The sequence below is a fragment of the Veillonella sp. T34266-5 genome, from assembly GCF_002959815.1.
In the GTDB taxonomy this organism is placed as follows: Bacteria; Bacillota; Negativicutes; order Veillonellales; family Veillonellaceae; genus Veillonella; species Veillonella atypica.
Window position 1 is genome coordinate 129,202 of sequence record NZ_PPCZ01000004.1, and the last position, 13,429, is coordinate 142,630.

16 protein-coding genes are annotated in these 13,429 nt (G+C 39.0%); 1 reads left to right on the top strand and 15 read right to left on the bottom strand.

The window, feature by feature from the left end; translation table 11 throughout:
- Positions 1-520 precede the first annotated feature (520 nt).
- The 7 genes from VIHSUH07_RS02365 to VIHSUH07_RS02395 form a co-directional block, all read right to left on the bottom strand.
- Positions 521-946 (bottom strand): hypothetical protein, encoded by a 426-nt coding sequence (locus VIHSUH07_RS02365; RefSeq protein WP_105083754.1) that lies wholly within the window; start codon positions 944-946, stop codon positions 521-523.
- A gap of 159 nt (positions 947-1,105) precedes the next feature.
- Positions 1,106-2,089: an inverse autotransporter beta domain-containing protein gene (locus VIHSUH07_RS02370; protein WP_105083755.1), complete on the bottom strand. Its 984-nt coding sequence runs from the start codon at positions 2,087-2,089 to the stop codon at positions 1,106-1,108.
- A 183-nt stretch (positions 2,090-2,272) separates the two neighbouring features.
- On the bottom strand, positions 2,273-2,626 hold the full coding sequence (locus tag VIHSUH07_RS02375; protein ID WP_016476295.1) for a Spx/MgsR family RNA polymerase-binding regulatory protein: 354 nt from the start codon (positions 2,624-2,626) through the stop codon (positions 2,273-2,275).
- 80 nt (positions 2,627-2,706) lie between these two features.
- Positions 2,707-3,030: a HigA family addiction module antitoxin gene (locus tag VIHSUH07_RS02380; RefSeq protein WP_105083756.1), complete on the bottom strand. Its 324-nt coding sequence runs from the start codon at positions 3,028-3,030 to the stop codon at positions 2,707-2,709.
- Positions 3,031-3,259: 229 nt separating this feature from the next.
- Entirely contained in the window at positions 3,260-3,838 is a 579-nt protein-coding gene (locus VIHSUH07_RS02385) for a TonB-dependent receptor (RefSeq protein WP_105083757.1), read from the bottom strand.
- 41 nt (positions 3,839-3,879) lie between these two features.
- On the bottom strand, positions 3,880-5,133 hold the full coding sequence (locus VIHSUH07_RS02390; RefSeq protein ID WP_105083758.1) for a hypothetical protein: 1,254 nt from the start codon (positions 5,131-5,133) through the stop codon (positions 3,880-3,882).
- Between the two features lie 123 nt (positions 5,134-5,256).
- Positions 5,257-6,381, bottom strand: a complete 1,125-nt coding sequence (locus tag VIHSUH07_RS02395) for a hypothetical protein (RefSeq protein WP_105083759.1) — start codon at positions 6,379-6,381, stop codon at positions 5,257-5,259.
- A gap of 215 nt (positions 6,382-6,596) precedes the next feature.
- On the opposite strand from VIHSUH07_RS02395, the gene VIHSUH07_RS02400 reads away from it, so the two are divergent.
- Positions 6,597-7,928 carry a hypothetical protein gene (locus VIHSUH07_RS02400; RefSeq protein WP_105083760.1) on the top strand — a complete coding sequence of 444 codons (1,332 nt, stop codon included), beginning with the start codon at positions 6,597-6,599 and terminating at the stop codon, positions 7,926-7,928.
- Positions 7,929-8,066: 138 nt separating this feature from the next.
- Here VIHSUH07_RS02400 and VIHSUH07_RS02405 read toward each other — a convergent pair whose 3' ends face one another.
- From VIHSUH07_RS02405 to VIHSUH07_RS02440, 8 genes are all read right to left on the bottom strand, one after another.
- A complete protein-coding gene (locus VIHSUH07_RS02405) occupies positions 8,067-8,687 on the bottom strand; it encodes a hypothetical protein (RefSeq protein WP_105083761.1) in 621 nt (206 codons plus the stop codon).
- Between the two features lie 134 nt (positions 8,688-8,821).
- Entirely contained in the window at positions 8,822-9,388 is a 567-nt protein-coding gene (locus VIHSUH07_RS02410) for a hypothetical protein (protein ID WP_105083762.1), read from the bottom strand.
- Positions 9,389-9,396: 8 nt separating this feature from the next.
- Positions 9,397-9,573: a hypothetical protein gene (locus tag VIHSUH07_RS02415; RefSeq protein ID WP_199176825.1), complete on the bottom strand. Its 177-nt coding sequence runs from the start codon at positions 9,571-9,573 to the stop codon at positions 9,397-9,399.
- A complete protein-coding gene (locus VIHSUH07_RS02420; protein ID WP_233187796.1) occupies positions 9,566-9,709 on the bottom strand; it encodes a hypothetical protein in 144 nt (47 codons plus the stop codon). Before VIHSUH07_RS02420 ends, VIHSUH07_RS02415 begins: the two co-directional genes overlap by 8 nt.
- 42 nt (positions 9,710-9,751) lie before the next feature.
- Complete coding sequence (locus VIHSUH07_RS02425; RefSeq protein ID WP_105083763.1) at positions 9,752-10,972, bottom strand: hypothetical protein; 1,221 nt, start codon at positions 10,970-10,972, stop codon at positions 9,752-9,754.
- Between the two features lie 124 nt (positions 10,973-11,096).
- Complete coding sequence (locus tag VIHSUH07_RS02430; protein ID WP_233187797.1) at positions 11,097-12,212, bottom strand: class-II fumarase/aspartase family protein; 1,116 nt, start codon at positions 12,210-12,212, stop codon at positions 11,097-11,099.
- A 76-nt stretch (positions 12,213-12,288) separates the two neighbouring features.
- The gene (locus tag VIHSUH07_RS02435; protein WP_233187798.1) at positions 12,289-12,846 is read right to left on the bottom strand and encodes a hypothetical protein; all 558 of its coding nucleotides are present in this window, start codon (positions 12,844-12,846) and stop codon (positions 12,289-12,291) included.
- Between the two features lie 5 nt (positions 12,847-12,851).
- Positions 12,852-13,418, bottom strand: coding sequence for a hypothetical protein (locus tag VIHSUH07_RS02440; RefSeq protein WP_105083765.1), 567 nt, complete (start codon positions 13,416-13,418; stop codon positions 12,852-12,854).
- Positions 13,419-13,429: the final 11 nt, after the last annotated feature.

Genomic DNA, 13,429 nt, shown 5'->3' on the forward strand with positions numbered 1-13,429 from the left:
TGTTTGGATAAAGCTAGATAATTACTGATTTTATTAACTGTATTCTAATTTTGCATGTGTTTATTACACAAATACATGAGCGGTTATTCATATATCCGATCCATCGTATTCTTAATTCTCACACTTAGAGATAAGAGCCAATAGACATATATATGTGTCCTACAAAATAGAACAGGCCTGTACTAATTCCAATGAGCCCTATATATGGTTCTGCAAATTAGAACAGGCCTGTAGTAATTCCAATGAGTCCTATATATGGTTCTGCAAATTAGAACAGGCCTGTAGTAATTCTAACGAGCACTATATGTGGTTCTGCAAAATAGAACAGGCCTGTTCTATTTCTAATGAGCCATATATATGGTTCCGCAAATTAAAACAGGCCTGTTCTATTTCTAAGAAGGACCTAATAGTGTTTAATAAATAAAAAATCGCGACTAGTTGATTAGAAACTAATTAACTAGTCGCGACTTTTCTATTTTTATAGTTTTGCAAGGAATACCATATTCCATATATGAGTCGATTATACCTGCATGGTTGCCCAGGTGAGTACATCATAAATAAGAGCTACAACAACGGCCATAGCTAATTGTCCACCAATATAGACAGGGACAAGGTATATAAAAAATGCCCATAAGGCACCGATAATTTTCATCCATACGGCCCCAAGTTGTTTACTTTCAACCCAAGCCACAAAACGATCTAGAGGATTGACGATTTTTATAATCCATCGTGGAACGTTCTTATCTGGATTGCACGCAGGCAGGTATAGCAGTAATAACGGCAATACAATGGCATCAATGGCGAGCAATGTGGTTAGTGTCAAAGAAAACCAATCGGGTTCCCCTTCCCAAGTCACAGGATGCGAATAAAAACGAAGCCCCCACAAATAGGCTTTGTATACGATATACGGTTCTAACAGCCATAGTAGAGGCTTTGTAATATGCATAATAAACACTCTCTCTAAATTATAAATAGTATATTAATTATAGCATATTTTTAACGTTTTAAATTGTGTACTTCTATGCACTTATATCTTTTTTAATAACATTCACGGATATTTTCCGATGAGTCTAAAAATGAGGCTGTTAATTACAGCCCCATTCTATTATTCCACAACGATCGTATTATCTCTTCTCACTGTTTCAAGCATTTTAGATCGCACTGTAGATTCTGTATCGAGTTTGTGTTTTCCACCGTACCACGCCATATCGGTACCAGCAAGGCGGAACATGATTTTACCATAAGCGTTACCGGAAGAGTGTTCTGGTTTATTGAACCCCATATCAATGGACACGCGCGGTGTCAGTTGCAGTTCAGTGCCAAGTCGCAATCCGTTTTTATCAGCGCTACGGTCCAGAGTCCAATGATAGGCTTCTCCATAGATGCGAGCCCAGCGCGCATTTTTAAAGGTTTTTCCATAGGACACGGTATAGCCATCGGTAATACGTTCCAATGCACCATTGACCATATGTTCATCACTCATACCACGATAATAGTTGAAACGGAACTCGCTTTCACCAGAAAGATATTCAAGACCAGCACTCATGCGTCTATGTTGGCCCTTGAAACGGTGGTCATAAAACAAGTTCGCGCCGTGCAAATGATGGTCATCCCTACTGATGCGGCGATAGCCAAAACCGCTGTTAAGGGTCGTACCAATGTCCACAGCGCGCGCCACGGAACCTTGGGTAAACCAAACTTGGCGGGATTTGTCGTCATAATGGCCTATAGGCTGCACCGTTTCTGCGCTGTAGAGGGGCTTCCAATCCTTCTGAAAGCTAAGCGCCACGGTGGTTCGTTTCATCCATGCTTTACCATTGGTATGCATATCATTGTTGATATTGGACACAGCCACTGCATTGATAGCGGAATTCACCGCATCAACATTAGAATACCGCGTCGTTTTACGCTCTGTTGTATCCATTACCAACGGTCCACTTTCACCAATCTGATGATCCGGCAAATAGGCCGGCGAGATGTGGAATTCCTCAGTATTCACTTGTCCATTTTTCGTAGATGGCGCCGTATCACTGGCCCACACAGTAGGAGCCAGTAATACCCCACACAACACATACACTAAAAATCGCATATACACTCTCTCATATCTTACGTTCACGATTCATTAATGAAAAACTAATGAAATATCTATTAGTATACCGAAAAACTGTATATGCTGTCAAAAAACGACTGTAACAACATGCATTTACTGCGCATGCTATTACAGCCGTTTATAATAGTAATCAGAATATGGGGTGCGATGTCACTCAGCTAATTACAAATTTAGTGCTTCCATCCATTCTTTTTCTTTAAAGCCAACTAATACCTTATTTTCTAATACCAAAATTGGACGCTTTACGAGCATACCGTTGGATGCCAACAAAGCTAATTTTTCCTCTTCGCTAAGACCTGGCAACTTATCCTTTAATTGTTGCTCACGATAAATCAAGCCAGACGTATTAAAGAACGCTTTCAAATCCTTACCAGATTGAGGATACCATGCAGCGATTTCCTCAGCTGTAGGATTTTCAGATTTAATATCACGGTCTGTGTACTCAATATGATGATCATCTAAAAACTTCTTTGCTTTTTTGCACGTTGTACATTTTGGATATTCTACAAATAACATAGGAACTCCTTTATCTACATATAACATTAGGAATCATTATTCATATGTATAGTGTAGCAGATACATCGATTAATTTCAATTTATTGTTTTATATCGTCTACAGGAATAGCTGTACACCGTTGTATCGACTGTAACGCTTCGAGTAAACGACTATTTGTTTGAGCTTCACGCAAATCAAGATCCATTTGAACTCTCAAGAAAAAGCCATTAGACATACCAAAATATTTACAAAGCCGTAAATCAGTATCAGCAGTAATTCTCCGTTTATCATGTAAAATTTCTTGAATTCTAGACACAGGTACTTTAATGTCTTTTGCTAGTCGATACGCCGTCAAGCCAAGTGGTTCCATAAATTCTTCTTTTAACATCTCACTAATTGTTGGAGTAGGAATATAATTTTTCATAAGTGTAACTCCGCTAATGATATAGTGTCCTTATCCTTAAAACTAATAATCATAGAATATTTCTCCTTTATTATACCTGTTACGCAGGTATAATTCAATATCACTGCATATTTTACAGGTAAAAATATAAAACTAAACTACGATGATTTATTCTATAAAGATTTTCTACACGGATAATTTCAACACCTGCCTATGACACTAATAGTCACCACCTCTTATAAAAAATCACTCAATTATCGCTTATGATAATCTTCGTCACCTTGCTACCATTATGTTCAAAGAATATACCGCGAATGTTATCGCTATTATATCTAAGATATCCATAGAACCACCGGTTATTAAAGTCGATAAAATCAGGGCGTCCATAGACGTCCATAACCTTTTTCAAGGTGTCGCCAACGGCAATGCCTCGAGCAGTTACAGCATCGCGATTGCTTACGGTTATATACCATACGATAGGTCTGCTATCTTGCATCAAGGAATGTCCAAACTTAATGCCTCCATAGGTAAGCTCATCACGTTTTTCACTAGTCGGCTGACCAAGACTGGCCTTTACCGCATCAAAAGATGTGCCCAAAGACACTCCGGCAATTTTCATATCTTCAGCTGGCAAATAGGACCCTATAACCTGACCGGGTCTATAATGACGATATTGCTCTGCCTTTGGCCAACTTGGTGAAAGCTTAGCATTACTTGTTTCTAAACGATCCATGGCTTTACTCAACCAACTGGCATCAGCAACAAAACTCATATTGCCTGCCAGTAATATAGCAAGACCTAAACTAAGTGCTAAAAATTTTATTCTCATTATTCTCTCCTAGTCTCTCAAAACTATAAATTAATATAATCTTACTGATTATAAAGTGCTATTTTCTTCATATACCAAGGAATATAGACCGGATTTGCTTCTAACTGCTTCTTATAGTTTCTATGTACTCTCCATTGAGGTTCCTTTTGAAGTGTGCTTGTATTATCAAAGCCTACATATTCTATTATATCTCTCAGTTGTTTATGATTATATGAGGATATACTTTCATCATAAAGAATTCGATAACTATAAGCATATACTGAATCTTTTGTATAGTGTCTCAAGTATGAGTTACCTTTGTTTATTTGACGATCAATTAAGAATCCTGGCAAGCCGTTGTTCCATACGGTAGCATATTGGGTAGGTAAATCAAGGTCGCCATATTTATCCAAAAACCACAGTATTTGAGGTGTGGCGCTAGAACGATCTATATGATCTTTCTTAAATATATGACGTATAACACGAATCGTGATTCCCTTATCTTCATAGGTTCGCACCTCATACCGACCTTCTTCTACAGTTTGACTGATCAATTTAGCAGTTTTAGGAATACGATACGTAAAATTACCCCATCTTTCAGTCTTAGAATAAGAATCTAATCCCGCAATCGATTCAATTGATGGAATAATATAATTGCTCATGACTACTTCAGCAGGTTGATTTTGGAATGGATCATTCTTCGTCACAGAACGGCCACATGTAATGCCATACGTATGGTTGGAATTAAACGGAGTAAATTCAGTATACATCACATGTTCTTTAGGATCCGACACAAGTTTCCAAGAAGCCTGTTTTAAATTGTCATATGTATACTTTCCATGCTCATAACCCTTTATTTGCTTACTATGAGGAGGACCTACAAGCAAAAATCCAGTAAGGCTCCGAACAGCATATAATGGTCCTTTTTCTGTATTCGACGTAATTACATCACCTCGAATACTAACATCAGGCACAGAGAAACGAATCGCATTGGCTTTGTCATGCACCAAAACAACAGTAGATTGTGAAAACTCTGCTAATCTAACAGCTTTATCATATCCAGGTTTCTCTTGATTAATTTTTGCTATCAATGAATCTGAGGTTCTCGGATGAGACTTAACATACGCCACATATGCGTCTACCTCCTTAACAGCCGGCTCATTGATATGTGAATAATTTTCATAGGCATTTGCAGAAATTTTCCTGTCTGCACCAGGTACAGGAGGTTGTCCTACCGGTACCGCTATCTCTACGGCATTAACATTCGTAGTGAAAGCTACTGCCATCGCCATCATAAATAAACTACGTCGCATCATACTTTATCCTCTTCTCTCAACATAAAATAAGCACAATACTTCTTAGTATAAGTATACTATGCTAAGAAGCACTGTGCCTATTGTTTTATGGTTTATTCGTATTTGACGATATATATGCTCTTTTTATGCCCATACGCACGGTGTTTTCAGCAAGTTCTGAATCATATTGTGCCCTGCTATGACGGTCAAAACTGATGGAGGACAATAGGTAAATTCTGGGTCTGGCACAATCGTTTTGATGTAACAATCTTGTGTTTCCATAAATGATTTGTATGTGTCGAGTGAAAAGAGCCCATAGTTACCGCACAGTTCCCATTTATCTTTAGCGAGAAGGGCCAAAAATTCATCGGCGTGTGGGTCATATGCAATGTTAGGCACGGTGCTTGTTGTTAGCCCCGTATCACTATTTGTATATGGAGAAATATGATACATATACCCTCTAGGTGTGATACAAAGCATCCAAGGAATGGCTCTAATCATAAGGGCCCGTTTAAAAGCGCCAAATACTTCTTGTAACCTTGATTTCCGCACATACAGAACATAAAAGGTTTCCTTATATTCCGTTGGATCATCAGGCGTATCGAGATAGGTTTGTTCCACTATATCAAAGGGTACATTACATATATTGGCTAGGTCTTCAATCGAATGACGCCACATTCCCCTACGTACTAAACTAATACGCCTTTTGGGGAATAGTAAAATATATTCACTGCCAATATAATCAGATAAAGCACCAAAATAAGTGCCATCTTGACGATTAAACTCAGGGAATTGCACACGCCGATAATCAGCATCAATGCCCGTACAAGCGTAGCTTTCACCTAAAACAGTGCTACCATAGGCCTCAATCTGATGAGGGTCCCAGTCCCCTAAGTCATCGCCATACCGCATCTTGCCATGATCATAACGAAGCATTTTAGTGTGCCCCGTAGGCGACACACATAGCACGCAAGGATACCCATACTGTTGCGTATACCAACCACCCACGCTGTGCCAATCCGCAATCCGATTCTCAGGCCATGCAAACAAGGTCATTTCCACCAGCTGCTGTCCATGTACACCATTCACGGACGCCGTACCATGAATCGTATGCTTATACCAATTTCGACCAATCATATACTGCCACGCCAACGGCGGCGTCGGACCACGTTGACCAACAGGATCACTAATCACGATGAGCAGACCCATCCGCGCTTCGCGATAGGGTCTAACGATATCATTAATTTGGCGCACTAAACCTTGATTCATAGGACATCCCCCTTTTATCTTACCAATCTTGATGAAAGCTAACGCTATTTACACCTTTAGTATAAACGGGAATATGCGTAAAATTTTGTGCATTATGACATAAGAACTCATTACTGCTTAAACTATGAGAAAGTTATATAATTATACTTAATAAAGAGAATCTATGTATTGTTATAGCTCCTATAAAAGAGATGATATAACCAGGAGAGGTTACTATGCAAAAATTACCACTATTAATAGGTGCTTTCATCATGAGCACTGTACTGTCACCAGCAGAGGCCATCGACGTCAATATTCCTGGTGCAGATTCGAAAATTCCAAAGGATGCATATATAAATTATCAGGCCACAAACCCAGCCATTGAACAAGATGTGGAAAATTATGTAAAAACATTAAAGAACACCGATAAAGCCAACGGCATTAGCAGAAACGAACTAGCCTATGCAAAAGAAGCCTCTATATATCGTGGCGAGCATTACCACAATACGGTGATTTCCGTTCACAATCACTACAGCCAGATTCGGCTTTCATTCCCCGTAGCAGGCATAAAGAGTGAATATAATATTGGTCGGTATAAAAATCCTGATCGCACCATAGAGGATTATCGCGTTATAACCGATAATGGCAATCTTAATCTAGAAATCGACTATGCAGATTACAAAGATCAGGATTGGCGCAACACTAAAATTGCCTATGAAAAACTAACAGACAAGGACGTTCGTAAGTTCTTACAAGATAAAGCAAAGAAGAATCTAGAAAAGCATATTTCTGATATAAAGGCGACTGTATTTTCATACCCTGCCGTTACCTACGGTACCTGGGACAGCATGAAAATGCCTTACCTCAAAAATGGTCAAAAAACGACGATGACCGTGGATACCATCAACTTTAAACATATGGGCTTTGCCATACGGTATCCTCTATATCATGCAGGTATCGCCTATTTCGATAATAAACCGGTGTTGAATAAGGTGCCTACTGACAATCTACTCGCCAATTACGTGCTTCCATCGGTGAAAAATCTCAATGAGTTGAATCAATATTCACGCATAGAAAATCTAAACGGCATACAGTATCGCGTACCTAAGGATGCCATATTCGATGGTGAAAGCAAGGGTGCCTATCAAGATATTAGATATTACAAAAAGGGCGCCATAACCTTTTTCATTTCTACTATCAATCCCGCTAAGAATCCGTATGCTGGCAATCCTATTATTAATGGTCATTACAATTTTAATAGAGAGTTACGTTCATTCTGGGATATGTACCGGTACCACCCAACACCAGATTATATAAATTACTCGGTTGTATGGAATAACAATATTCCTGGACTATCCATACACAGCTATGAACCGTATAGGGATAATCACATCCTAAACTTTGAATCCTATGATGGCACCTATCATTTTATCTATACCATCTTTTATCCAAATTTTTTAAATGCTGAAGAAGTCCAAAAATTACGGAATATGATTGAGTTCTTTGATTCTACGAATAATCCTAAATTTAAACTACAGCAACATGTTGTGTTTCCAGAGAATCGCTAACTAGAAAACTAAATACAACTAATCTAGTATCTTAAGATACACAAACAAAACAGCCAGTACCGCAATCACAGTACTGGCTGTTTGTATTCTATTTAGTTTTATGTAGCTATTTCAAGTTACCTAATATAACGCGTATTCTTATTTTGCCTTACCTTGTTTTTCATGTTGTTCTACAAGGGCAAGGAATTCTTTAAAGTTGTTGATTTTAACGGCTTGCCATGTGCCATCGTCAAGTTTCTTCATAGCAAGGTTAAACGTTACGTCTTGGTTAAGTTCTTTAGAGTTAAATGTAATAGGCACAACGGCGCTATTACCATCAACAGTGGCAGAGCCAATGCTTTTGAACTCAAGGTCTTTAATACCTGTTTTTTCTTTCAAGTCATCAGCTGCTTGTTTTTCGCGAGCATTTTGGTCTGAACTTTCAGGTTGCTTTGCGATAGCACTGTAAATTTCATTACTCAAAATAGGTACAATCTTAGGTTTCAAACCTTGGAACATCACCTCAGCAAGGCCTTTAAGTGGATTGTCCTTAATTTCAGGATCTTCCAGTTGCATAGCCACAACATCATCATAGCCTGAACCGATGATAGAATCTACATCGACATGTTTTTTGAAAGCATTCACATCGTGCTTTTCTACGGCTTCACGAGCAAGGTTCAAGGAATAGACAGGTGTTTTTGTAAAGTACAAGAAATACCAACCTAGAGCAATGGCCACAATGGCTACAAGTACGGCAATGATAATCTTCTTTTTAGACATAAGGGTCTCCTCTCATGCGGACACAATAGTATGTAACTTACTTTCAATTTTACACTAAACCCCTACTATTTAGGAAATTAAATTCTATTTTATTCAAAAAAATGTATGATACTGAATTATATTTCTAACTATTCTTATGGTTCATCATCATAAGCTAATCCATATACCTTCTGGTAAATCAAATTAGGTAATGTATATCGTTCTATACCAAATATGGCAGGTAACATCATGGCCTCTATATTTGCTTGCTGAAGTGAGGCGCGAACGCTACCATCATTGGTAAAAGCACCTGCGGCTTTCACCATACCAGTAATCCCAGAATTCTCATCCTTAGCACGCCAAATCGAAATATATGGTACATGAGTGCCTTGTTTAACCTCTTTTTCATGCATATTAATCAGATGGCGCAACGATTGATTAAGTTGGTAATCGTATTCGATTTGAATACCTTGAATGAGATTGGATACAGGCATCAATACATACAGAGTAGCCTCAATGCGACGGTGCCCGTTAGAATCTGCGATAGTTCTAGTAGACTCAAGATCCAGGTATTTTCCATCGCCTCGGCCAGAATCAACAGACGAGTCGATATGTTGGAATCGATTGGAATTCAATAACTCAGCTTGTGATACAGCATGTCCTTTCAAAGGTAGCATAAGGCAAGTGAGTAAGCATAGAAAAAGAAAATATATGCGTTTCATCATCCACCTCACTGTACCACAATATCATCAAAATGCTGTTGATACACAGACATAAACATAGCATCTGCAAAATCATACATAACAATGTTTTTTCTATAAATCTTCTGATTTATAGTCTCATTAGGGAATAGATTCCGCTTAGGAGCACCATTTAGTGTATATATAGCAACGGTGGTATCAGCCATAAATAACCCTGTATTGCTGCATTTGTTCAAGGCAATCCCAAGTTTTGCTCAACCAACTTGCATCCGCTTCATAACTATAGCCACTTACCAATTTCAGGCCTATAACAAGCCCTGTAATTACACTTTTACGTAACATAAAACCCTCTTAAAATTTACAAACTATATACACACAACTGTATTACATCTTTTCTCGACTTTGCATGCGGATTACTTTATTCCTCAATGTTTCAATATTTGCAAAGTCAGAATATTCTACTGTATTACGCAGCTGAATATGAGAATATGGCACAGCCCCGTCGGTATAAACTAAACTCATAATATATATATTCTTGTCATCGCGTAAGAATCGATACATTAAAGATTTTTTACCTGGTTGATAGTTATCTACCAAAAGACTAGGCACACCATTATTCCAAACAGATGCTGACTGAATAGGTGCATCACCTATAATTTGACTCTCTGGCTCTACCTCCGAAATTTCATTAATAAAAGAGTAAATATATTTATCATCTACTTTTACAGGTTTTTTGGCCACAACAAGTTGCATCCCCAATCCACGATAGTCCCTTATTTCAGCAGAGTCCTTTAATGACTTCTGTGCTGTTAGTTTAAGCCCTTTAGGAATGCGATACATGAGATTATCCCAGCTGATGCTTTCACTATAATGATCCATGTCATCTAAAGAACGAATCGATGGAATTACATAATTACTCATAACGCGCTCGAGCTTATTGGTAACGGGCTGATTTTTGTAGCTAAGGCCTATCATATATTCTTGATTTGGTTGATTATCTAAACCAACTACAGCAACCATAACAGGCGTATTCTCACCAAAAGATTCTGTATCAATAGCCCATTTACCATGTGAAATGCCAGGATATATGAACTCCCCTTTTCGCTCTGATTTTAGTTTACCTAATGCATCATCATAATTTGATTTCGTACCGATCGCAAAAAATATGGAATTCTCTCTTACAATAGATAAACGTTCACCATCACTGCGTTTTGGGTAATATTTACTTGCTAATAGTAGTCCAGGGACAGATGCTCGGATGTTATTACGATCATCATGCAACAACACAACTGCAGTCTCATTAACAATTAAGTCCATCAGCTTTTCAGAATCGCTTGCTATCTGATTGACTTCATCTCGTGTTAGTCCCCAGTCAGTTACATACATTTCCATACGCTTCTCAGATTCAGAATGTAACTTTATAACCTCACTAGCCCCTACATTACTCAAGCTACCGGCTCGATAATTCTCATACGCATTAGCAGGAATACTCGAGTCTGCTCCAGGCATAGGCGGCTGCCCGGCTGGCACTTCAATCTGTACAGCACTAACATTTATGGTGAAAGCAGTTGCTAGTGCCATCATAATTATACTTTTACGTAACATAAAACCCTCTCTTTTCTCTCACATTACAATAAAATAAGCACAACCTTATTAGCATAAGTATACTATGCAAATAAAATTGTGCCTATTATTTGTTATTCATTCATATTTGACGATATATATGATTCTATTTATATTTTTCTAATACGCGATCAGCAAATTGTGTTGCCACGCCAATATAGTTATGAGGATCTAGCATATAGTCGATTTCGTCTTCTGTGAAAGCTTCTGTAACTTCTGGCTCAGCCATCAAAGCATCTTTCATTTGGGCTTCTTCTTCATAGGCTCTCATGCATGTACGGTACACGATGGAATGCGCAGTCATACGGCCCAAACGAGGTGCCAGATGCATCATGATACATTCGCTCATCATGAGGCCACGTAGTTTGTATAGATTTTGTTCCATATGTTTTGGATAGACAATAAGATGTTCTAGTACGTCTTTAGATTTTTCCAAAGCAGCAGCCAATAGTTCACACGCTCTTGGGATGGATTCCCATTCTGTTAATAAGCAACCCCAGTCACGTTCGTTTTCACAAATCATCGCTTCTGCAATGCCAGGGGCAATAGTCCGTACACTGCGACAAACAGCGATGATATTTTCTAATACTTGAGGGTTACGTTTGTGAGGCATCGTAGAGGAACCAACTTTCCCCATGAAGAACGGTTCTTCTAACTCAAGGATTTCTGTACGTTGTAAGCTTAAAATTTCATGGGCAATACGACCTAATGTACCGGCACATAACGCTAATGTACTGGCAAATTCTGCTTGGCTATCACGAGCAACATGCCAAGAAATTGTCGGTTGTTCTAATCCAAGAATTTCCATCATCCGCTTTTGTGTTTCTAACCCCTTTTCAGGCTGCGATGCCAATGTACCTACAGCACCAGACATTTGGCCGACAAATACGCGTTTTGCCATTTCTTCTAACCGTTGAATATCGCGACCTAGTTCATCGGCCCATACAGCGACTTTATAGCCCAATGTGATTGGCAACGCATGGATAACATGAGTACGACCACACATAATAGTATCTTTATACGTTTCTACGAGCTTTAATACACGCTGTTGGCATACCTTCATATCTCGCAAGATAATGTGATACGCTTCTTTTTCCTGCAAAATAAGACCAGTATCAACGATATCTTGGCTGGTAGCGCCCCAGTGAACATATTCACCCGCATTGTCTGGCAAGATTTCTTTGAAAGCTTTCAACAATGGAACAATGGTAATGGAGGACACGTCTCATTTCATCAGTGCTAAACAAAGCACCAAACACCTTGCTATCGATAACTGTACTTGCCATGCTAAACGCCTCCTACTTTCCAGCTACATCGTCAAATTGTACGCCATATACACGTTCATACAGGCGGTTTGCCAAGAGGTATCCTGCGAAACCAAAATCTACAGGGGCCGTTGCCATTCGTCTGTCTTGCGCTTCACGTTGTGTATCATACCGATTCCCATCTACATGATACTCTTTAAAATCAATAATAGTAGATGAAATCCCTGAATTCTTTTGTTTAGACAACCATAGATCTTTATATGATTCTAACTGATTGGTCCCGAGCTTCTTTATGAGATTCACAAAAGAATACTTTGTATCAAAGGTGTATAGAACCTGCTTTTCCTGAATTATATCTCCAGCAGGCATGAGCACATACTGTGTGAGGGCAATTTGCTTGGTTCCATTCGGCCCATTAGAGGCCTTGATGGAGTCCTTATCTATAAATGTGCCATCACCATTGCCGCTTTCACCAAAGCCGTGAAGCATTTCAAAGCGACTAGTATTTTGTAATTCTTGCATGGACATGCTATGCGCGGTCACCACACAAGACAGCGCCAATGCCATTGCTATATATAGAACTTTCATCATGGACCTCATTTCACCACCACATCCTCAAAATGCATACGATACGCTTCATAGAATAATGTATCTGCTATATCATAGCGTGTTGTATTAGGCGCCGTGCGTACAATAGCACGAGTCGAGGCTTTTACCTGAACCGGTAGCGACTGTCCATCAAAGGAGAATTTACCCAATGGTTCCTCAGTGCCCGTCATGCCTGTTTTTGTCTGCGCCGCATCAATAACCGTCGTCAACGAAGCACCCGCTTGTTTCGCGCGATATACCTGACTTGCCAGCGACAAACGAGTATCATAGGATACAATCCAAGAATCACTATAAATAACGTTTTTACGCGGCGATTGGTATGCATTATATACCGTGGCTTTAATTTTATACATAGGTGGTGCATACTCTAATACCTCTATGGATTTCGTATCTAAATACCATATAGTATGCTCATCTGCATTAGGACCATCAGGCGTTACCTCATAAATCACCTTAAACTGCGGTGATGACTTGAGTTCCTGTATCGATATCGCTTGGCTAGGTATCGTGAAAGCTAACGCTACTGCTAACATTATAAAAATACGTTTTAACATAAAAAGCTCCT